This is a genomic window from Actinosynnema sp. NPDC050801 (assembly GCF_040673975.1).
Lineage (GTDB): Bacteria > Actinomycetota > Actinomycetes > Mycobacteriales > Pseudonocardiaceae > Actinosynnema.
This window is the reverse complement of record NZ_JBFAQZ010000001.1, coordinates 1-18,846: the sequence shown is the minus strand read 5'-3', so window position 1 is coordinate 18,846 and position 18,846 is coordinate 1. Positions and strand designations below refer to the sequence as shown.

The 18,846-nt window shown below is 71.9% G+C and carries 19 protein-coding genes; 7 read left to right on the top strand and 12 right to left on the bottom strand.

The features are described from left to right. Positions 1-226: 226 nt before the first annotated feature. On the bottom strand, positions 227-1,843 hold the full coding sequence (locus tag AB0K14_RS00095; RefSeq protein ID WP_360449023.1) for a hypothetical protein: 1,617 nt from the start codon (positions 1,841-1,843) through the stop codon (positions 227-229). A gap of 224 nt (positions 1,844-2,067) precedes the next feature. Here AB0K14_RS00095 and AB0K14_RS00090 point away from each other — a divergent pair, with 224 nt between their 5' ends. Then, positions 2,068-3,150 (top strand): helix-turn-helix transcriptional regulator, encoded by a 1,083-nt coding sequence (locus tag AB0K14_RS00090; protein WP_360449026.1) that lies wholly within the window; start codon positions 2,068-2,070, stop codon positions 3,148-3,150. Between the two features lie 39 nt (positions 3,151-3,189). Next, positions 3,190-4,563: an FAD-linked oxidase C-terminal domain-containing protein gene (locus tag AB0K14_RS00085; RefSeq protein WP_360449029.1), complete on the top strand. Its 1,374-nt coding sequence runs from the start codon at positions 3,190-3,192 to the stop codon at positions 4,561-4,563. Between the two features lie 146 nt (positions 4,564-4,709). On the opposite strand, the gene AB0K14_RS00080 is transcribed toward AB0K14_RS00085, so the two are convergent. From AB0K14_RS00080 to AB0K14_RS00060, 5 genes are all read right to left on the bottom strand, one after another. Beyond that, positions 4,710-5,459 carry a VTT domain-containing protein gene (locus AB0K14_RS00080; protein WP_360449032.1) on the bottom strand — a complete coding sequence of 250 codons (750 nt, stop codon included), beginning with the start codon at positions 5,457-5,459 and terminating at the stop codon, positions 4,710-4,712. A 10-nt stretch (positions 5,460-5,469) separates the two neighbouring features. Continuing rightward, positions 5,470-5,655 (bottom strand): hypothetical protein, encoded by a 186-nt coding sequence (locus AB0K14_RS00075; protein ID WP_360449034.1) that lies wholly within the window; start codon positions 5,653-5,655, stop codon positions 5,470-5,472. Between the two features lie 4 nt (positions 5,656-5,659). Further along, positions 5,660-6,817: an N-acetylglucosamine-6-phosphate deacetylase gene (gene nagA / locus AB0K14_RS00070; RefSeq protein ID WP_360449036.1), complete on the bottom strand. Its 1,158-nt coding sequence runs from the start codon at positions 6,815-6,817 to the stop codon at positions 5,660-5,662. After that, positions 6,814-7,716: an ROK family protein gene (locus AB0K14_RS00065; protein ID WP_360449113.1), complete on the bottom strand. Its 903-nt coding sequence runs from the start codon at positions 7,714-7,716 to the stop codon at positions 6,814-6,816. The genes nagA and AB0K14_RS00065 overlap by 4 nt, the downstream gene beginning before the upstream one ends. Positions 7,717-8,036: 320 nt before the next feature. Next, on the bottom strand, positions 8,037-8,615 hold the full coding sequence (locus AB0K14_RS00060) for a SigE family RNA polymerase sigma factor (RefSeq protein WP_360449039.1): 579 nt from the start codon (positions 8,613-8,615) through the stop codon (positions 8,037-8,039). A gap of 66 nt (positions 8,616-8,681) precedes the next feature. Here AB0K14_RS00060 and AB0K14_RS00055 point away from each other — a divergent pair, with 66 nt between their 5' ends. Further along, on the top strand, positions 8,682-8,960 hold the full coding sequence (locus AB0K14_RS00055; protein ID WP_360449041.1) for a YciI family protein: 279 nt from the start codon (positions 8,682-8,684) through the stop codon (positions 8,958-8,960). Between the two features lie 13 nt (positions 8,961-8,973). Here the strand turns inward: AB0K14_RS00055 and AB0K14_RS00050 are convergent, their stop codons facing one another. Then, positions 8,974-9,831, bottom strand: coding sequence for an SDR family oxidoreductase (locus AB0K14_RS00050; RefSeq protein WP_360449044.1), 858 nt, complete (start codon positions 9,829-9,831; stop codon positions 8,974-8,976). A gap of 73 nt (positions 9,832-9,904) precedes the next feature. After that, the gene (locus AB0K14_RS00045) at positions 9,905-10,837 is read right to left on the bottom strand and encodes an aldo/keto reductase (protein ID WP_360449047.1); all 933 of its coding nucleotides are present in this window, start codon (positions 10,835-10,837) and stop codon (positions 9,905-9,907) included. A gap of 109 nt (positions 10,838-10,946) precedes the next feature. On the opposite strand from AB0K14_RS00045, the gene AB0K14_RS00040 reads away from it, so the two are divergent. Further along, a complete protein-coding gene (locus AB0K14_RS00040; protein ID WP_360449050.1) occupies positions 10,947-11,789 on the top strand; it encodes a TIGR03620 family F420-dependent LLM class oxidoreductase in 843 nt (280 codons plus the stop codon). A 24-nt stretch (positions 11,790-11,813) separates the two neighbouring features. On the opposite strand, the gene AB0K14_RS00035 is transcribed toward AB0K14_RS00040, so the two are convergent. Then, entirely contained in the window at positions 11,814-12,101 is a 288-nt protein-coding gene (locus tag AB0K14_RS00035; RefSeq protein ID WP_360449053.1) for a DUF427 domain-containing protein, read from the bottom strand. A 94-nt stretch (positions 12,102-12,195) separates the two neighbouring features. On the opposite strand from AB0K14_RS00035, the gene fbaA reads away from it, so the two are divergent. After that, positions 12,196-13,230, top strand: coding sequence for a class II fructose-bisphosphate aldolase (gene fbaA / locus AB0K14_RS00030; RefSeq protein WP_360449056.1), 1,035 nt, complete (start codon positions 12,196-12,198; stop codon positions 13,228-13,230). Between the two features lie 58 nt (positions 13,231-13,288). On the opposite strand, the gene AB0K14_RS00025 is transcribed toward fbaA, so the two are convergent. The 3 genes from AB0K14_RS00025 to AB0K14_RS00015 form a co-directional block, all read right to left on the bottom strand. Further along, positions 13,289-14,455, bottom strand: coding sequence for a serine hydrolase domain-containing protein (locus AB0K14_RS00025; protein WP_360449059.1), 1,167 nt, complete (start codon positions 14,453-14,455; stop codon positions 13,289-13,291). A 146-nt stretch (positions 14,456-14,601) separates the two neighbouring features. Continuing rightward, positions 14,602-15,756, bottom strand: a complete 1,155-nt coding sequence (locus AB0K14_RS00020; protein ID WP_360449061.1) for a serine hydrolase domain-containing protein — start codon at positions 15,754-15,756, stop codon at positions 14,602-14,604. Between the two features lie 89 nt (positions 15,757-15,845). Continuing rightward, on the bottom strand, positions 15,846-16,961 hold the full coding sequence (locus AB0K14_RS00015; protein ID WP_360449116.1) for a hypothetical protein: 1,116 nt from the start codon (positions 16,959-16,961) through the stop codon (positions 15,846-15,848). A gap of 293 nt (positions 16,962-17,254) precedes the next feature. On the opposite strand from AB0K14_RS00015, the gene AB0K14_RS00010 reads away from it, so the two are divergent. Both AB0K14_RS00010 and AB0K14_RS00005 read left to right on the top strand, forming a co-directional pair. Continuing rightward, positions 17,255-17,662, top strand: coding sequence for a DUF3151 domain-containing protein (locus AB0K14_RS00010; RefSeq protein ID WP_360449064.1), 408 nt, complete (start codon positions 17,255-17,257; stop codon positions 17,660-17,662). A gap of 4 nt (positions 17,663-17,666) precedes the next feature. Continuing rightward, positions 17,667-18,743 (top strand): FUSC family protein, encoded by a 1,077-nt coding sequence (locus AB0K14_RS00005; RefSeq protein ID WP_360449066.1) that lies wholly within the window; start codon positions 17,667-17,669, stop codon positions 18,741-18,743. The last annotated feature ends 103 nt before the right edge of the window (positions 18,744-18,846 follow it).

Below are 18,846 nucleotides of genomic sequence, written 5' to 3'. Positions count from 1 at the left end.
GATGCAGCCTACGTGGGACCACGGCGTCGCCTGGGCGACATGGGGATAACGCCTTGCCGAAGCCTCGGCGTCGTCGCGGTTCGCGCACGTCCGGGCACGTGGTGCAGCGATCCTGCGCGATCGGCGTGCCGGCGTCCGCGGCTACGGCATCCCGCAACCCGGGCAGTCCGGGTACGAGGAGGCCCCCGCGGGCACGTTGCCCGCGGGGACCTCGACCGCGACCGGCTCAGGCGGGCAGGACGGAGATGGCGTCCACCTGGACCCAGCTCTCACCGCCCGGGCCCCAGTAGCCGACGAAGACGGTCATCTCCCCGTTCGGACCCGGGTTGAACGGGATCTCGACCAGCCGGTACTGGGCGTGGTTCGCGGCGGCGAAGTGGCGCTCGGTGTGCGGTGCCGCACCGGTGCCGGCGCGCACGCCGAAGTAGCCACCCGTGACGTTGCCGCTGGTCCGGACCCACCCGCGCAGCACGTGGTCGCGGTGGGGATGGACGGGGACGACCTGGGTGAGCGCGTTCCAGGTGCGGCCGGCCGACCAGAGGAACCCGTTCTTGCGGCCCGACTGCTGCAACCCGAGGTTGATGTCGACGCCCTTCGGATCCGGGCCCTCGGCGCGCCACGGCGCGGACAGGCCGCGGGCGGGTTGGCCCTCGAAACCGCCGTCGAGGACCTTGTCGACGCGGGCGGTGAACGGGCGGTTCTCCCCGGTGAACCGGACCAGCGGCGTGCCGGACGCCTCGTACAGCGTCGTCGCGGTGCCGGCCGGGCGGACGGCCAAGCGGTCGACGTTCCAGTTGTCACCGCCGAGACCGCCGCCGAACGTGGTGGCCAGTGTGACTCCTGTCACGTCACCGATCGGGTAGGCCATCGGCAGCGGCAGCAGGACCACCTGGTCGTAGTGGTTGATCCAGCGCGCGCTGCGGTTGATGTTGGGGATGACGACCGGGTCGTGCGAGCGGAAGTGGACGGTGGCGTTGACGTTGTCCTGCCCGCCGCGCAGGTCGTCACTGCCGGTGCGCACGTGGAGCTGCAACCGGGTGGTCCGGTCGCCGCTCGGCGGCACCACGTCGGGGAACGCGGGAGGCGTCGCGGCCCGGTACCTGCGGTCCACGAAGTAGGTCTGCCAGGTCTGCTCCGGGTGCTCCAGGTACTGGTAGGAGGTGGTCGCCGGGCGCGGGACCATCGTGATGACCTCGTTGGGGAAGTTCGGGTCGTACACGAAGATCTTCAGGTCCTCCTTGAACGCGCCCAGGTCACCGGTGTAGCGGCCCATGTCGTAGCCGATGGCGACGACCTGGTGGTGCGGCCGGACCCCGCCGTTGCCGTTCTTGAACAACCCGAGCGGCGCGGGCCGGCCGGCGTCGATCTCGCGGCGCAACTCCTCCAACCGGCCGCCGTTGAAGCCCTGCAGGCCCCAGTTGAAGAATTCCGTCGTGCGCCACCCGAACGGGTTGGCGATCAGTTCCAGCCACTTGTCGGCGTTGTCCTTCAGCGACGTTTCCTGGCGTTGGTAGATGTAGTTGTAGAGGGGCGACCCGGTCGCGGGGAGGGTGGTCTGGCGGGGCGTCCGCTTTCCGGTGAAGAAGTGGTCGAGCGCCGCGTAGGACATGCCGCCGCACAGGCCGCCGAAGCGCCAGTCGGGCAGACCCACGTTCTGGAACGGCGCGGTCTGGAACTGGTTGGAGAACTGGAAACCGTGCACCCGCGGGTCGAACGACGTCATCCGCGCGGTGCCCGGTGCGGCGGACGCGGACGGCGCGAGGAGCGCCGACAGCAGGGTGGTCAACAGGAGCAGGACGGCGGAGACGACGCCGGGGCGTCGGTGCCTGGCCTTCGGGTTCATGCTCGCTCCGATCGGGGCGTTGGGACGTTGCCCGACCAGTCGTACGGCGGCGGGAATTGATCAGGAAGACATGTCGGGAAGCCCTGGTCAACCAGTCAATGAGCGGGGTGTTTCCGCAGGTGGGCGGGTTGCCGCGGCTCAATTGGGTGAATGACCGGGCGTTCACGGACCTGGCTCGGTCGGTTGCCACATAATCTGCCGGTCGGTCGGGCGAGAGGAGCGGGATGAGCAGCCGCGCGGTCGGTCGTCCGGAGGAGCCGCTCGACCCGGGGGCGGGGCCGGTGCAGGCGTTCGCCCACGAGCTGCGGGCGTTGCGCAAGGAGTCCGGGCTGACCTATCGCGCGATGGCGCCGCTGGCCAACTACTCGTACGCGGCGTTGCAGGCGGCCACGGCCGGGAAGGCGTTGCCGACCTGGGAGGTCACCAAGGCGTTCGTCTCGGCCTGCGGCGGGGACGTCGTCGGGTGGCGGGAGAAGTGGGAACGGGCGGCGGACCCGCGTTCTCCGGAATCGCCGGAAGAGGAACCGGCGGAAGAGATGCCGTCGGAAGAGGAACCGTCAGAAGGGGTGCAACCGGGGCCGGAGCCCGCGGTTCTCGAGGTCATCGAGGAGCCGGTAAAGGGCAAGCGGCGGATGCTCGTGATTCCCGCGGTGGCGGCGTTGGTGGTCGGCATCGTGCTCGTTTCGTGGGAAGTGGCCGGGAAGCAGCGGGCGATGCCCACGGTCACGGTGACCACCGGTGCGACGGCGATGCCGCTACCGGCGACGTTCGGTTCCTCGGCCCCGTCGAGCCCGGTCCCCACGTCGGCCGGGGCGCCGCCGTCGCAACCGGGCCGCACGACCGTGCCGACGGGAGCCGGGCAACCGCCGACGATCACGGGAACGCCCGGGACGACGCGGACCACCACGCCCACGACGGACGACCGGGTTCCGACCGAGGATCCCGGCCGGTACGACGGCGTCCAGGAGCAGCGCACCGTCGAGCTGGTCCGGCAGCAGGGCTACAACTGGGTGGACATCGAGTACTGGCGGCACGACGCGGACACGCCCGGTGAGCTCCAGATCGACGCGTCGAGCGTCTTCACGGCCTACGGGGCGCGGCTCGCGGTCATCCCCGACAGCCCGGCGCCCGACCGCGCCCGGTGCGCCCAGGTCACCCAGTGGCGCGACCGCGTGGGGTTCGACGAGCTGCACGTCGGCAGCCGGCTCTGCGCGCGCAGCAAGGTCGGCCGCTACGCGTCCCTCGAAGTGCGTGCCCTGCCCTCGACCGGCGGCTCGTTCATCTTCTACGGGATCACGTGGTACTGACCCCTGCTCCTGGGTCCGCGAAACGGTTAGCGTGGAGCGATGGAGGCTCTGCTCGCCGAACTCCGGTCCGCCGTCGGCGCCGACGCGGTGCTGACCGACGTCGACGTCACCGCGAGCTACCAGCGCGACATGATGCCGCTGGCGCCCTACGGGCAGCCGTTGGCGGTGGTGCTGCCGACGTCGACCGAACAGGTGCAGGCGGTCGTGCGGGCCTGTGCGGCGGCGCGGACGCCGATCGTGCCGCGCGGCGCGGGTAGCGGGCTCTCGGGCGCGGCGAACGCGATCGAGGGCTGCGTGGTGCTGGTGACCACCAAGATGAACGCCATCGTGGAGATCGACCCGGACAACCGGTTGGCCGTGGTCGAGCCCGGGGTGGTGAACCTCGACCTGCGCGGCGCGGTGGAGAAGCACGGGCTGTTCTACCCACCGGACCCGTCCAGCTACGACTGGTGCACGATCGGCGGGAACCTCTCCACCAACGCGGGCGGGCTGTGCTGCGTGAAGTACGGCGTGACCACGGACTCCGTGCTCGGGCTCGACGTGGTGCTCGCGGACGGCGAGCTGCTGCGGACCGGTCGGCGCACGGTCAAGGGCGTGGCCGGGTACGACCTCACCAAGCTGTTCGTCGGCAGCGAGGGCACGCTCGGCGTGATCACCCGCGCGACCCTGGCGCTGCGACCGATGCCGCAGGCGCCCGCCACGCTGGTGGCCGCGTTCACCAGCACGGCGGCCGCGGGCGTGGCGGTGAGCCGGGTGGTGACCGAGGGCATCGTGCCGTCGTTGATGGAGATCATGGACCGCACGTCCATCCGGGCGGTCGAGCAGTACCTGAAGACCGACCTGAACGCCGGTGCGGCGCTGCTGCTGTGCCAGTCCGACTCGGGCGGTGAGGCGGGACGGCAGGAGCTGGCCGCGATCGAGCAGGCGTGCGTGGCGGCGGGCGCCGAGCTCGTCTACGCGACCGAGGACCTCGGCGAGGGCCGTGACCTGCTCACCGCGCGGCGGTCCGTGCTGCCCGCGCTGGAGCTCTACGGCGCGTGGCTGACCGACGACGTGTGCGTGCCCCGGACGAAGGTCGCGGACCTGATCGCCGGGTGCGAGCGGATCAGCGAGTCGGTGGGGCTGCGGATCGCCGTGGTCGGCCACGCCGGTGACGGCAACATGCACCCGACGATCGTCTACGACCCGGCGTCGGCGGACGAGTTCGCGGCGGCGCGGCGGGCGTTCGACGAGATCCTGGAGCTGGGCCTGGCGCTGGGCGGCACGGTCACCGGCGAGCACGGCATCGGCAAGATCAAGCGCGAGTGGCTGGCCCGGGAGATCGGGCCGGTCGGCCTGCGGGTCCACCGCGAGATCAAGCGGGCGCTGGACCCGGAGAACCTGTTCAACCCCGGCTCGATGTTCGGCGTCTGATTGCCGCTGCTCCGCAGACGGCGGGCTCGGTCGCCCGGAAGTCGGTCGTCCGGCGCCGATCCCGCGCCGATCGAAAAGCGTGATCGCCGCGGGATGGGCACCGGACGACCGACGCGACCTCGCGGGGCGTGGTGAGAGGGGAGGGGTCAGTCGATGCGGCGGATCTGCTGAGTCTCGTCCATCCGGTCGTCCACGAAGTCGATGACCTCGGTGATGTCGGCCGCCTCCTGGGCGAGCAGCGTCTTCTTCTCCCGCCGCGCCTTGATGATCTCGATGACGATCGGGATGACCGAGATCAGCACGATCAGGATCAGGATCATTTCCAGGTTGTCGCGCACGAACTGGATCTGGCCGAGGAAGTAGCCCAGCACCGTGAGGCCCGCGGCCCACGCGACGCCGCCGATCAGGGAGTACGTGAAGTACTTGCGCGGGTCCATCCGGCCCACGCCCGCCATCGCGGTGATGAACGTGCGCACGATCGGCACGAACCGCGCCATGACGATCGCACGGGCGCCGTACTTGTCGAAGAACTCGTGCGTCTTGTCGACGTACTCCTTCTTGAAGATCTTCGACTCGGGCTTGTTGAACAGCGCGGGTCCGGCCCGGTAACCGATCCAGTAGCCGACCACGTTGCCCGCCAGCGCGCACGCCGTGAGCAGCAGGCACACCAGCCACAGCGGGTACTCCAGCAGCCCCGAGGCCACGAACAGGCCCGCGGTGAACAGCAGGGAGTCGCCGGGCAGGAAGAAGCCGACCAGCAGGCCGCACTCCGCGAAGACGATGAAGCACAGCCCGACCAGCATGTACGGCCCGAGTCCTTGGAGCAGGACCTGCGGGTCGAGCCATTCGGGGCCGAGGGCAATCGTGGAGGTGGGGGCGACCGTCACGGCGCCCACGGTACAGGCACTACCTGAGCGTCATGACCGCCACGACCGTGCCGGCGGCCAGCCCGAGCAGCACGGCGAGCAGCAGCACCCACCCCGCGCCCAGCGACGGGCGTGCCTGCCGCGCGGGCACGGGGGCGTGCGCCCCGGTGCTGGTGGCCTGGGCGCGCAACGCGTCGGCCACCAGCTTCTCGTGGTCTTCCGGCACTTGGTCAGTCTTTCACCCACGCGCCCCGGCACATCACCTCGCGCGGCCTCAGTTCGGTGTCCAGCACCACGATGTCGGCCGCCAGACCGGCGCGCAGCTCACCCGTGCGGTCCTGCAGGCCGAGCAGCCGGGCGGGACGGGTGGACGTGGCGTGCACGGCTTCGGTGACGGTCAGGCCGCACGACTGCACCGCGTTGCGGAACGCGGCGTCCATGGTCAGCGTGCTGCCCGCGAGGGACGCGCCGCCGGCGAGCGTCGGCACGCCGTCCACCACCCGCACTTCGAGGCCGCCCACGTCGTAGACGCCGTCGCCGACGCCCGCCGCCGCGATCGCGTCGGTGACCAGGACGGTCCGGTGCACGCCCGCGTGCCGCGCGGCGAGGCGGACCGCGGTGGGGTGCAGGTGCACCAGGTCGCAGATCAGCTCGACGGTGACGCGTTCGTCGTCCAGCAGGGCGCCGATCGGGCCCGGCTCGCGGTGGTGCAGCGGGCGCATCCCGTTGAACAGGTGCGTGGCGACGGTCGCGCCCGCCTCGACCGCCGGGCGGATCTGCGCCTCGGTCGCGTCGGTGTGGCCGATCGCGGCCAGGACGTCGTTGTCCACGAGGTGGCGGACCGCGTCCACGCCGTGCTCCAGCTCCGGCGCGACGGTGATCATGCGGATCGCGCCGTCGCCCGCGTCGAGCAGCTTGTCGATCGAGCCGCGGTCGGGCGGGCGGAGGATGGCCGGGTCGTGCGCGCCGCAGCGCGCGGCGGACAGGAACGGGCCCTCCAGGTGGATGCCCGCGACGACGTTGTCCCGCACGAGCTCGGTCAGCGCCTTGACCTGGTCGGCCAGTTCCGGGACGGGCCTGGACACCAGGCTCGCCAGCAGCGTGGTCGTGCCGTGCCTGCGGTGCGCGTTCGCCGCCTTGATCACCCGGGTCGGGTCGGCGCTGGTGAACGCCTCACCGCCGCCACCGTGGCAGTGGATGTCCACGAAGCCCGGCACCAGCCAACCACCGCCGACGTCCGTGGTCGGGCCGTCCGGCGGCGCCCCCTCGCCGACGGCCGCGATCAGCCCGTCCCGGACCGCGACCCACCCCTGTTCGAGCACCCCGTCGGGCGTGACGACCCGACCACCGGTCAGGGTCACGTCCACGGGTCCACCCCACGTGCTCATCTGTCCTCCAGCATGTCGATGGCCAGCAGCGCGGCCCCGAGGCACCCGGCCTCGTCGCCCAACGCCGCCAACCGCAGTTCCGGGCGTCGCTGGAACGTGATCAGCTCGTCCAGTCGTCCGCCCAGCGGATCCGTCAGCTCCGGACCCGCCAGTGCCAGGCCACCGCCCAGCACCACGGCTTGCGGACCCAGCAGTGCCGCTATCAGCAGGATGCCCTTCGCGAGCGCGTCCACCGCCTCCCGCCACACCTCGGCCGCGTCGGCGTCACCCTCGGTGAGCAGCCTCGCCACCTCCGCCGCGCCGTCGACGTGGCGGTTCGCGCGCTCGGTGTAGCGGCGGGCGATCGCGGCGCTGCTCGCCCGCGCCTCCACGCACCCCGTCTGGCCGCAGCCGCACGGGTCGCCGTGGCCCACGTCCACGTGCCCGACCTCGCCCGGCGCGGCCGAGACCCGGCCGTCCAGGACGAGGGCGGCGGCGATGCCGGTGCCGATCGGCATGATCACCGCGTCGGTCAGGCCGCGGGCGTTGCCCTGGCGCAGTTCGGCCAGGCCGCCGGCCCGGACGTCGTGGCCGAACGCGGTGCGCAGGCCCGTGGCGGCTTCGACCCGGGTGCGGAACGGGTAGTCGGCCCAGCGCAGGTTCGCGGAGTACACACCGGTGCCGGTCACCTCGTCCACGATGCCCGGGACGACGAGCCCGATCGCGTCGATTGGGTGCGCCGAGGCGGCGCGCAGCTCCTCGACCAGCTCGGCCACGTCCTCGACCACGGCGTCCCCGCCGGGCCTGGTCGGCCGCCGCAGCCGCGTCACCGCCCGCACCCCGCCGGGACCGCCGCCGACCAGGGCCGCCTTGGTCGCGGTTCCGCCGACGTCGACGGCTATCACGTGTCTTGTGCGCACCACGAGGACCGATACTGCGGCATCCGACCGTCATTGGTCTATACCAAGTGTCCGATTGGGTCGGTCCGCTGTGGCCGCGCGCGTGCCGGAACCCCGCTTGAGCCCTGCCGCAGGCCCGCTTGAGCCCGCCGCAGCCCTGCTGGAGCCCTGCCCGTCCGCCCGGCGCGAGTTGTCCACAGGCTGCGGTCGGCGAGGCGGTTCTGTCGGTGTGAGGTGGCAGGATCAAGAACAGGGATCCCCTGGGCGGGGACCCCTGCGAAGCGAACGCCCAAGCTGGTGGGCGGCCGGGCAGGTGGCCGGCCGAGCTGGTGGGCGACGGGCTAGTTGCCGGCCATGATCTTCTGCAGGGCGTCCAGCGCACGGCTGGCGGTGCTCTTCACCGTGCCCTTGCTGATGCCGGTGGCCTCGGCGATCTCGGCCTCCGAGAGGTCGCCGTAGTACCGCAGCACGAGCACCTCGCGCTGCCGCGGCGGCAGCTGGGACAGCGCCGCCACCACCGCCTGGTGCTCGGCGGTCAGCATGGCCAGGCTCTCCGCCGACCTCGCGTTGGCCACGTGCGGAGGGGTGTAGTCGCGGGCCGTCTTGCGTCGCCGCAGCACGCTGCGCGAGCCGTTGACCACGGCGGTCCGCAGGTAGCCGACGGCGGCCTGCGCGTCCCGCAGGTTCTTCCAGTTGCGGTGCAGGCCGGTGAACGCCTCCTGCACCACGTCCTCCGCCGTGGCGGGCTCGTCGACCAGCAGCAGCGCCAGCCGGACCAGCCGCATGCGGTGCTGGCGGTAGAGGTCCTCCAGCGTCAGCGGGCCGGTCGGGGCCGGTGCCGCGCCGTCCTGGATCCGCAGGTTCGTCAGCGTGTCCTGCACACGCGCGATGCCGCCGCTGTTCCGATCGGGACCGACCACGGAAATGACGTTACCTCCTCACCGGGTAGCTTCGGCGCGGCGCTGCACAACGGAGGTGGGCTTTCGATGGCTCGGTTCGCGGTCGAGTTGGTGTTCGGGGACAACCAGGACGAGCGGCTGGCGGTCCGGCCCGCGCACCGCGAGTACCTGGCGACGCTGGTGGAGCGGGGTGTGCTGCTCGTGTCCGGCCCCTACGCCGACCAGTCCGGCGCCCTGCTGGTCTACGAGGTCGCCGACGAGGCCGAGTTGCGAGAGGTCCTCGCCGCCGACCCGTACACGCGCGCCGGCGTGGTGGCCGGGACGCGCGTGCACGAGTGGCAGACGTTGATGGGCGCCTGGGTCTAGCGCTCCGCCGGGTCTAGCGCTTCTTGGCGGCGGCCGTCCCGCCCGGTCCGACCAGGCCGGACAGGTCGTTCGCGGCCATCTCGCGGTCGGCGGCGGGCACCGACCTGGGCGCCTGCCGGTCGACGACCTTCGGGGTGAACGCGCGGAAGACCTTCAGGCCGCCGACCCACCCCGGCACGTGCACGGCCCTGGACCGCCGGGTGATCGCGCGGACCACCGCCTTGCCGACGTCGGAGACCGGGTACTTCTTGCCCGCCAGGCCCGGCATGCCGCGGCGCAGCGGGCCGAAGACCGGGTGTTCGTCGGCGCTCTCGACCATGTCGGTGGAGATCCACGAGAAGTACGCCACACCGACGTCCACGCCCAGGTGCCGCACCTCGGCGCGCAGGCTGTCCGCGAACGCCTCGCAGCCCGCCTTCGCGGCGGAGTAGGCCGCGTTGCCCGGGATGTGCACGATCGCCGCCAGCGACGACACGACCAGGCAGTAGCCCCGGCTCGCGATCAGGTGCGGCAGGCAGGTCCGGACCGTGCGCCACACGCCGAGCAGGTTGACCTCGATGACCCGTTCGAACGCGGCGGGGTCCATCGACCGGATGAAGCCCGTGGCGGCGATGCCCGCGTTGGCCACGACCACGTCGATGCGGCCGTAGTGGTCGACCACACCCTCGACCGCGGCCTCCAAGGCCTCCCAGTCGGTGACGTCGGCCTCCCACGCCCGGCCGCCGCACTGCTCGGCGACCTGCCGCAGCTGCTCGCCCTCCAGGCCGACCAGTGCCAGCCGCGCGCCCTTCGCGGCCAGACGCCGCGCCACCTCGGCGCCGATGCCCCTCGCCGCGCCTGTGATCAGGACGACCTTGCCCGCAACGTCCACGGTGACCTCCTCAGCCGGTCGGAGCCAGGGAGGTCACCGTAACGCAACTTACCGCGAGTAAGCTACTGGAGAGTTAAACTCGTGCGGCGGCGGTCAGGGCCGCCACCTCGTCCGCCTTGAGCTCCAGCCGCAGGGCCGGGAGCAGGTCGGCCAGCTGCGCCGCGGTGCGGGCCGACGCGATCGGCGCGGCCACCGTCGGCTGCTCCGCCAGCCACGCCAGGGCGACCGCCGCCTGGGTGGTGTCGTGGGCCTCCGCGACCTCGTCCAGCGCCGCGAGGATGCGCAGGCCGCGTTCGTCGAGGTACTTCGACGCGGCCGCGGCCCGTGCGCTCTCGACCGTGACGCCCGGCCGGTACTTGCCGGTCAGGAACCCCTTCGCGAGGCCCCAGTAGGGCGCGGACGCCAGCCCGTGGTCGGCGACCGCGCGGGACAGCTCGCCCTCGTAGGAGCGGTCCACGAGGTTGTAGGCCTGCTGGAGCGCGACGAACTTGGCGAAACCCTCGCGCTCGGCCACGGCGAGCGCGGACGTGAGCCGCTCGGCCGAGTAGTTGGACGCGCCGACGTGCCGCACCTTGCCGGCGGCGACCAGGCGGTCGAACGCGGCCAGCGTCTCCTCCTGGGACGTGCCCGGGTCGTCCCGGTGCGCGTAGTACAGGTCGATGTGGTCCACGCCCAGTCGGCGCAGGGAGTCCTCGGCGGCCCGCTCGATCGTGGCGGCCTTGAGGTCGTCCAGGCCCCGCAGCATGCCGACCTTGGTCGCGACCACGACCGCGTCCCGGTCGCCGCGGCGGCGCAGCCACTTCCCGATGATCGTCTCCGACTCGCCGCCGGTGTGCCCCTCGGCCCACGCCGAGTACGAGTCGGCGGTGTCCACGAAGTTGCCGCCGGCGTCCGCGAAGGCGTCCAGCACGGCGAACGAGGCGTCCTCGTCGGCGGTCCAGCCGAACACGTTGCCACCCAGGCACAGGCGCGACACGTCGAGGTCGCTGGTTCCGAGTTTCGTCATGTCGCGAAGCTAGGGCGGGTGGTCCATTCGCGCCGAATGGAGAAGTCAGGACTAAATGGTGGCGCCGGGCGGTTGCCAGTCGTCAGCACCTAGTTCGCGGAGAGACGAAATGACGGTCGAGTTGGGCAGGTACGGCGTGTGGGACCAGGCCGCGCGGTGGGACGGGCGCGGCGAGGACGCGGCGGAACTGGAAGAGCTCGGCTTCGGTGCGCTGTGGCTGGGCGGCTCGCCCGACGGCAGCGTGATGGCCACGGTCTCCGAGCTCCTGGACGCCACCGAGAAGATCACCGTGGCCACCGCCGTGATGAACGTCTGGACGACCCCGGCCGGCGAGGTCAACGACGGCTACCGGGCGTTGGCCTGGACCGACCGGTTCCTGGTGGGCATCGGCGCCGGGCACCGCGAGCTGGTGGGTGAGGTGTATCACAGCCCTTACCAGAAGTTGATCCACTACCTGGACGAGCTGGACGTGCCGCGCGACCGCCTGGCGCTGGCCGCGCTCGGGCCGCGGGTGCTCCGGCTCGCGGCCGCCCGGACCAGCGTCGCCCACCCCTACCTGGTGACGCCCGAGTACACGGCGCGGGCGCGCGAGGCCGTCGGCGCCGGCGTGCTGCTCGCCCCCGAGCAGCACGTGGTGCTGGAGGAGGACCCGGCGCGGGCCCGTGAGCTGGGACGTCAGGCGCTGGCCCGGTACTTGGCACTGCCCAACCACACCCGCACCTGGCTGCGGCACGGGTTCACCGAGGAGGACCTGGCGGACGGCGGCAGCGACCGGCTGGTCGACGCGCTGGTGGCGTGGGGTCCGGTCGAACGGGTCGCGCGGCGCCTGCGCGAGCACCACGAGGCCGGCGCCGACCACGTGGCCGTCCAGGTGGTCGGCGCCGTCGACGCCCAACAGGCGTTGCGCGACATCGCGGCCGCCGTGCGGGACCGGGTCCCCGTCGCCGACTGACCGGGTCGGGGACCGGTCGGGGGCCTAGTCGGCGGAGACCTCGACGCCCTTCCAGAACGCGACGTGGTCCTTGATGTTGGCCGCGGCCGACTTGGGCTCCGGGTAGTACCAGGCGGCGTCGGGGTTGTCCTCACCCCTCACGTGCAGGGTGTAGTAGCTCGCCGTGCCCTTCCAGGCGCAGACCGACGTCGTGTCCGACGGCCTGAGGTACTGGGCGTGCACAGACTCCAGGGGGAAGTAGTGATTCCCCTCCACGATCTCGGTCTTGTCACTCTCGGCGATGATCTCGCCGTTCCACCGTGCGGTCGCCATGACACCACTATGCCGTTGATCATCTTCTTCCGTCGGGCCGTGGCCGTAGGATGCTGCCGACACCGCGTTCCGGGCACCCGAGGAGGACCCACCGATGCCCATCGCAACCCCCGAGGTCTACGCCGAGATGCTCGACCGCGCGAAGGCGAACGAGTTCGCCTACCCCGCGATCAACGTCACCTCGTCCGAGACCCTCAACGCGGCCCTGCGTGGTTTCGCAGAAGCCGAGAGCGACGGGATCATCCAGGTCTCGACCGGTGGTGCCGAGTTCGCCTCGGGCACCAAGGTCAAGGACATGGTGACCGGCGCGGTTGCGCTGGCGGAGTTCGCGCACGTGGTCGCCGAGAAGTACCCGGTGAACATCGCGCTGCACACCGACCACTGCCCGAAGGACAAGCTCGACGGCTACGTCCGGCCGCTCGTCGCGATCAGCCAGGAGCGGGTGGACCGCGGGCTCAACCCGCTGTTCCAGTCGCACATGTGGGACGGCTCGGCCGTGCCGCTCGACGAGAACCTGAAGATCGCTTCGGAGCTGCTCGACCTCACCGCCAAGGCGAAGATCATCCTCGAGATCGAGGTCGGCGTCGTCGGCGGCGAGGAGGACGGCGTCGCGCACGAGATCAACGAGAAGCTGTACACCTCCCCCGAGGACTACCTGAAGACGGTGGAGGCCCTCGGCTCCGGCGAGAAGGGCCGCTACCTGGTCGCGGCCACGTTCGGCAACGTGCACGGCGTGTACAAGCCGGGCAACGTGAAGCTGCGCCCGGAGATCCTCAAGCAGGGTCAGGACGTGGTGGCCGAGAAGCTGGGCCTGCCGGCCGGTTCCAAGCCGTTCGACCTGGTCTTCCACGGCGGCTCCGGCTCGCTGCTGGAGGAGATCCACGAGGCGCTGACCTACGGCGTGATCAAGATGAACATCGACACGGACACGCAGTACGCGTTCACCCGTCCGATCGTGGGTCACTTCTTCCAGAACTACGACGGCGTGCTGAAGGTGGACGGCGAGGTCGGCAACAAGAAGGCCTACGACCCGCGCTCCTACCTCAAGGCCGCCGAGCAGGGCATGGCCGCCCGCATCGCCCAGGCGTGCGAGCACCTGAAGTCGTCCGGTCGCATGATCGCCGGCTGAGACGCCCCGGTACGGCGAACGGCCCCCTCCGGCTCTCGGAGGGGGCCGTTCCGCTTGGTCACCTGCCGTACATGCGGCAGACGGCCGCGGTGAAGAGCTCCAGCTCGATCTCGTTGTTCTCGGGGGCGAAGCGCTGTATCCGGGTGGTGAGGACGGTGACGTTCCGGGTGCCCGTGCGGTCGCTGAAGCTGTAGCTGGAGTAGCCCGGCAGGCCACCGGTGTGACCCCAGACCGTGCCGCACCGGGTGGCGGCCTCCATCACGCCGAGGCCGTGGCGGACCGGGCCCGAGCCCTGCGGGACGGTGTCGAGCATGGCCTTGAGCTGGTCGCGCGGCAGCAGCCGGCCGGAGAGCAGGGCGGACTGGAAGCGCTGCCAGTCGCGGGTCGTGGAGGTCATGCCCGCCGCCGCCCACATCGGGCTGATGTCGATGTCGGTGACGTCCACGTGGTCGTGGTGCTCCGGACCGGCGAAACCGAGGCCGGGCGGGGCGCCGGGCGGCAGGTGCGGCGCCAGGTGCTCGGCGTCCGGCTCGTACCCGTGGGCGTGGCGGCCGGGGAACGTCGCGTCGGTGGGCAGGCGGGTGTCGGTGAGCCGCAGCGGCCCGGTGACGCGCCGTCGCACCAGCTCGCCGTAGGTCTGGCCGGTCGCGCGCTCCAGGACCATGCCGATGAGCGTGTAGTTGGTGTTGCTGTAGTCCCAGCGCTCGCCCGGCGCGAACAGCGGCGGGCGGGAGGTGGCGACGGCGACCAGCTCCGCGGGCGCCCAGTGGCGCGGCTGCTGCCCGGTGACCAGGCCGAACAGGCGCGGGTCGTCGAGGAAGTCGGCCAGGCCGCTGGTGTGCCTGAGCAGCATCTCCAGCGTGATGGCCCGACCGTTCGGGACGACGCCCGGCAGCCACTTCTCCACCGGGTCCGCCGGCGCGAGGACGTCCTCGGCGACCAGCTGGAGGGCGATCGTGGCGGTCACCGTCTTGGTGTTCGAGGCGACCCGGAACTGGTCGGTGGGCCGCAGGCGGTGGTCGCGGAGCGTCCAGCGCGCCTGGCGGACCAGTTCGGTGACCCGGCGGCCGTCGTCGACCCGGACGACGACGCCCGGCGCGCCCGCCGCGACGAGCTCGTCGGCCAGGCCGGTGAGCTCGTCGGTGGCGGACGCGGTGACGGCTCCGGCACCCACCAGCGCGACGGCGGCGACGGCCGCCGTCGCGGTGCGTAAGAGTGTCCGCATGGGATTCCCCCTCGGGATCGGGACTGGCCCGGTCGATCCTCGGGGGAAGCGGGGCGCGGCGGAATCGGTCCGCCACTAGTGTTCCGCGGGGGGTTGACCCCACCACGGACCGGTGAACGGCCGGTCGGGACGCGTCCCCTCGGGTGCTACTCGCCGTACATGCGGCAGACGGCGGCGTCCACCAACTCCTGCTGCGCCGCGGCCGCGTCGGGAGCGCCGAGGGCGAACACCGTCGTCATCAGCACGGTGACGGTGCGGGTGCCGGTGGTGTCGGTGTAGTTGTGGCTGCGGTAGCCGGGGAAGCCCCCGGAGTGGCCCCAGACCGTCCCGCAGGACGTCTTCACCTCCATGACGCCCAGGCCGTAGCCGTTGGCGCTGCCGCCGCCCTGGGGCACCGCGTCACGCATCTCCGCGAGCAGGTGCCGCGGGATCAGGCGGCCGGACATGAGGGCGGTGAGGAACCGGTTCCAGTCCTTCGCCGTGGACACCAGGCCGCCCGCGGCCCACGCGGGGCTGAGGTCGATCCCGGTCACGTCGACGTGCTCGTGGTGCTGCGGGCCGGCGAAGCCGTCACCGACGGGCGTGCCGGGCGGGAGCAGCGGAGCCAGGTGCGCGGCGTCGGGCTCGTACCCGTGGGCGTGCCTGCCGCGGAACCCCGTGGCGGTGAGGAGGTAGGTGTCCCGCAGGCCGAGCGGCCGGATGACCCGCTGCTCGACCAGGTCGGCGTAGGACCGGCCGGTCGCGGCCTCCAGGACCATGCCGATGAGCGTGTAGTTGGTGTTGCTGTAGTCCCACCGCTCGCCGGGCGCGAACAGCGGCGGGTGCGCCGCGGCCACCGCGATCAGGTCGGCCGGCGGCCACGGCCGGGGGTGCTGCCCGGTGAGCAGGCCGAGCAGGCGCGGGTCGTCGAGGTAGTCGAACAGGCCGCTGGTCTGGTTGAGCAGCATCCTCAGCGTGATCGCCGAGCCGTTGGGCACCGCGCCCGGCAGCCACCGCTCGACCGGGTCGTCCAGGCGCAGTCGGCGCTCGGCGACCAGTTGCAGCACCAGGGTCGCGGACGCGGTCTTGGTGTTGGACGCCATCTTGAACTCGTCGCCGGACCGCAGCCGGTGGTCCGACAGCGTCCAGCCCGCCTGCCGGACGGCCTCCACCGGGCGGCCCCGACCGTCGTCCACCCGGACGACGACCCCCGGCACGCCCGCCGCCAAGGCCTGGTCGACCGCTTGGGCCAGCCGGTTCGGCGTGGCGGTGGCGAGGCCCGCGGTGGTCGCCGTCAGGGACAGGGCGAGTGCCCCGGCCACGGTTGCGCGCAGTAGTCGGCGCATGAAATTCCCCCCAAGGATTCGGGTTGTACCCGGTTGATCCTCAGGGGGAATGGGGTCGATCGGAATCAGGCGGTCACCAGTGGTCGTCGGGGGGCTGACCCCACCATGAGCCGGTGGACGGCCAGCCACAGGGCGGTGAGCACCACGAACGTCACCGCCGCCGACGGGTAGAGGATCGGCGGTGCGGCGTCCAGCGCCTGCTGCGCCCAGATCCCGCCGTAGCCCAGGCCCGTGACGGCGGCCGAGCCGAGCACCGCGGCCACCGGCGCGGGCACCCGGCCCAGGTGGGCGGCGTCCACCGCCAGGCCGATGAGCAGCAGGAACATCGGCACGGTCGACAGCGGGAAGTCGGCGACCCCGAGCAGGGGCCAGATCAGCAGGCGGTAGGCGACGTAGCCGCCCGCCACCGCCGTCGCGGCCCACGGCGTGCCGATCGTGCGCCGGGCGACGACCAGCACGATGGCCGCCGCGACCAAGCCCCACACCGGGTAGACCCAGTCGGGGATGGGCAGCGAGAACTGGACGATCGACTCGCGGTCGACCGGGCGGCCGATCTGGTCGGCGGCGAACTGCAGCAGGCTCGGTTCGGCGTACGGGTCGCCGCGGTCCCAGGAGGCGATCTCCAGCACCCCGTACTCCTGGTGCTGGTTGGGGAACCACATGTTCTCCAGGAAGAAGAACCACAGCCCGGCCAGGCCGAGCACCCGCCACCGGCCGCCCGCCGGGTAGAGCTTGAGCCAACCCCGGATCGCGCCCGCGAGCATGATCGCGGTGCCCAGGTACAGCAGGGCGTGCGACCCGCTCCACGACGTGATGTCCAGGCCGTTGAGCCGGTGGTTGATCAGGTCGATGGGCAGCGCGACCAGGAAGACGCCGGTGCCCCACTGCATCAGCCGCAGCGCGGTCTTGTCCGCGCCGTAGCCGGTGTAGGTGTGGAACAGCGTCAACCCGACCACGATCACCGTGCCCAGGGTGTTGATCAGGTGCGGTGGCGCCAGTTCGTCGCGCAGCCACTTGAAGTGCCAAGCCACGTCCCAGGAGGAGCCGATGAGCTTGAGCAGCAGACCGACGAGCCAGAGCCGGTAGAGCGAGGCGACGAGAGCGGGCGGCGTCTCGCGCCCCGGCTCGCCGCGCTCCCAGTACTGGTCCCGGAAACGCGCGACGCGGTTGGTTACCCCCATGTTCACCCGCCCATGATGCGTCTCGACCCGAGCGGCTGGAAGGGTGACCCGCCCTGGTATTTCCGGGGACTTCCCCTAAGGGGCGCGATGAGCAGCGATTTCCCGGCTGGGCTCATGCTAACAGGTGATGTTCGTTGCTCCGAATGGTCGCAAGCGGAAAGGTGCGGCCTGAGAGTTCACTGAGAGCCCGAGGAGTGCGTTCATGGGCAAGAAGGTCGTGGCGGGCGTCATCGTCACCGCGTTGGTGCTGGCACTGGTCGCTACCGTGGCGCGGGTATTCCTAAGCTGACGGCATGGAGAACCTGCTCGGTCCCGAACCCACGTTGCTGCCGGACCGCCCGGAGGCGCAGGCCGCCGCCGAGGCCGGCACCGACCCGGCCAAGATCGTCCGCGCCTACCCCGACTTCAGCGAGGCGTGGGCGCTGCTCGCCGAGCGGGCGTTGCAGACCGGCGACCCGGTCGCCGGCTACGCGTTCGCCCGCACCGGCTACCACCGCGGCCTCGACCAGCTGCGCCGCTCGGGCTGGAAGGGCCACGGCCCCGTGCCCTGGTCGCACCGCGCCAACCAGGGCTTCCTGCGCGCCCTGGCGGCCCTGGCGCGGGCCGCCGACGAGATCGGCGAGACCGAGGAGTACGAGCGCTGCAAGAAGTTCCTCGGCGACAGCGACCCCGCGGCACCCGCCGCACTCGGCCTGAGCTGAGCACGTGGGAGCCGTGCGCGACGAGGTGGCGCGCAGGCTGAAGCGGTGGCGGAGCACGGCCTTGCCGATCGGCCAGGCCGCGCTCGCCGCCGGGCTGTCCTGGTTGGTCGCCACCGAGGTGGTCGGCCACGCGCACCCGTTCTTCGCGCCGATCGCCGCGGTGGTGTGCCTCGGCGTGTCGCTGGGGCAGCGGCTGCGGCGCGTCGTGGAGCTGGTCGTCGGCGTGTCGGTCGGCGTGGGCGTCGGCGACGTGCTGATCTCGCTGATCGGCTCCGGGCCGTGGCAGATCGCGCTGGTGGTGGCCTTGGCCATGTCCACGGCGGTTCTGCTGGACGGTGGCGCGGTGATCGCGTTGCAGTCCGGGTCGTCGGCCGTGCTGGTCGCCACGCTGCTGCCGCCGAGCGCCGGTGGCGGACTGGACCGGATGGTGGACGCGCTGGTCGGCGGGCTGGTGGGGCTGGCCGTGACGGCGCTGCTGCCGGCGAACCCGCTGACCGTGGCGCACCGGCAGGCGAAGGTGGTGCTGGGCGAGCTGACCGAGGCGTTGCGCGGGGTGGCGACGGCGGTGTCCGAGCACGACGCCGTGCAGGCCGCCGGGGTGCTGGCGCGGTTGCGCGACAGCCAGGAGGCGGTGGACGAGTTCGCGTCGGCGTTGAAGACCGGCAGCGAGATCGCGACCATCGCGCCGATCCGCTGGCGCAGGCGGCACGAGCTGGGCCGGTACGAGACGGCCGCGGTGCCGGTGGACTACGCGCTGCGCAACACCAGGGTGCTGGCCCGGCGGGCGCTGGCCGCGCTGAGGGACGGCGAGCGGATGCCGGACGTGCTGCCCGACGTGCTGCGGCGGTACGCCGACGCGGTGGACGTGCTGCGGGCGGAGCTGGGGCGCGGCGAGGAACCGAAGCGGGCCCGTGCGGCGATCTGCGAAGCAGCGGCCTGCGCCACGGCCCAGCACCTGGGCGGCGAGGGTTTCTCCACGAAGGTCGTGCTGGCCCAGGTTCGTTCGGTGGCGGTCGACCTGTTGCAGGCCACCGGCCTGTCCCGGTCGGACGCCGCAGGCTCGTTGCCGTCGCTGCGTTGAATTGCCGCTGCTCCGCAGACGGCGGCTCGGTCGCCGGGAAGTCGGTCGTTCGCGTCCTCATTCCCCGACGATCGAAAAGCGTGATCGTCGGGGAATGAGGACG

Coding starts and splice junctions, on each gene's coding strand:
- AB0K14_RS00040 (WP_360449050.1), top strand. CDS start 10,947: ATGACGGTCGAGTTGGGCAGGTACGGCGTGTGGGACCAGGCCGCGCGG.
- nagA (WP_360449036.1), bottom strand. CDS start 6,817: ATGAGCACGTGGGGTGGACCCGTGGACGTGACCCTGACCGGTGGTCGG.
- AB0K14_RS00010 (WP_360449064.1), top strand. CDS start 17,255: ATGGAGAACCTGCTCGGTCCCGAACCCACGTTGCTGCCGGACCGCCCG.
- fbaA (WP_360449056.1), top strand. CDS start 12,196: ATGCCCATCGCAACCCCCGAGGTCTACGCCGAGATGCTCGACCGCGCG.
- AB0K14_RS00015 (WP_360449116.1), bottom strand. CDS start 16,961: ATGGGGGTAACCAACCGCGTCGCGCGTTTCCGGGACCAGTACTGGGAG.
- AB0K14_RS00025 (WP_360449059.1), bottom strand. CDS start 14,455: ATGCGGACACTCTTACGCACCGCGACGGCGGCCGTCGCCGCCGTCGCG.
- AB0K14_RS00085 (WP_360449029.1), top strand. CDS start 3,190: ATGGAGGCTCTGCTCGCCGAACTCCGGTCCGCCGTCGGCGCCGACGCG.
- AB0K14_RS00055 (WP_360449041.1), top strand. CDS start 8,682: ATGGCTCGGTTCGCGGTCGAGTTGGTGTTCGGGGACAACCAGGACGAG.
- AB0K14_RS00090 (WP_360449026.1), top strand. CDS start 2,068: ATGAGCAGCCGCGCGGTCGGTCGTCCGGAGGAGCCGCTCGACCCGGGG.
- AB0K14_RS00035 (WP_360449053.1), bottom strand. CDS start 12,101: ATGGCGACCGCACGGTGGAACGGCGAGATCATCGCCGAGAGTGACAAG.
- AB0K14_RS00095 (WP_360449023.1), bottom strand. CDS start 1,843: ATGAACCCGAAGGCCAGGCACCGACGCCCCGGCGTCGTCTCCGCCGTC.
- AB0K14_RS00045 (WP_360449047.1), bottom strand. CDS start 10,837: ATGACGAAACTCGGAACCAGCGACCTCGACGTGTCGCGCCTGTGCCTG.